Raw genomic sequence first — 747 nt, forward strand, 5'->3', positions numbered from 1 at the left:
TGACTCCGCAGAACATAGCCGTAGCGGTCATCCCCGACGACACTTTGATCAAGTTCCCAAGGCGAGGACAACGTATCAGGAGTTGGTTATGGCAGTTGTCACCTTTGTCTCACACGACGGCAAGAAGCACGAGGTCCCTTTCCAAGAAGGACAGTCGCTGATGCAGGTCGCGACCAACAATGCAGTGCCCGGCATCGACGGCGACTGCGGAGGCGAGGCCGCGTGCGGCACCTGCCATGTGATCGTCGATCCGCAGTGGTCCGAGGAGGTGGGCCTCTCCGGCTCCGACGAGGAGGAGATGCTCGCGATGAACCCTGAGCGTCAACCGACCTCTCGACTGTCCTGCCAGATTCCGGTCTCCGAGGCGTGGGACGGCCTGACCGTCCTAATGCCTGAGTTTCAGATGTGACGACGAGAGAGACGATAAGACGCAATGAAGTTTTCTGAGGCAATCGCCGCTAAGGTTCAGTCGACTATCCCGATGGAGCGGCAGATCCAGGGCGCACAACTGTACGACAAGACGCGGCGATGGGTGACCGGAGCGAACGGAGAGAGGCTTTTCATCGAGAGCCCCATCCCTCCTGTGGAGGACGTCGAACTCGCCGACATCGACCTCAGCAACCCTTTCCTCTATCGCCAGGGGCGCTGGCAGTCGTACTTCGAGCGCGTACGCAACGAGGCTCCGGTCCACTACCAGCCTAACAGTCCGTTCGGGCCGTTCTGGTCCGTCACAAGGCATGCCGACAT

1 protein-coding gene and 1 pseudogene are annotated in these 747 nt (G+C 60.1%); both read left to right on the forward strand.

Annotated elements, in window-relative coordinates:
• The first annotated feature begins 88 nt into the window (after nt 1–88).
• The gene (locus AC1Q6C_RS33685; protein ID WP_003942421.1) at nt 89–409 is read left to right on the forward strand and encodes a 2Fe-2S iron-sulfur cluster-binding protein; all 321 of its coding nucleotides are present in this window, start codon (nt 89–91) and stop codon (nt 407–409) included.
• A 24-nt stretch (nt 410–433) separates the two neighbouring features.
• Nucleotides 434–747, forward strand: a pseudogene (locus AC1Q6C_RS33690) (cytochrome P450); the annotation flags it as partial.

It is taken from the genome of Rhodococcus sp. MT28 (assembly GCF_058792695.1).

Coding starts and splice junctions, on each gene's coding strand:
- AC1Q6C_RS33685 (WP_003942421.1), top strand. CDS start 89: ATGGCAGTTGTCACCTTTGTCTCACACGACGGCAAGAAGCACGAGGTC.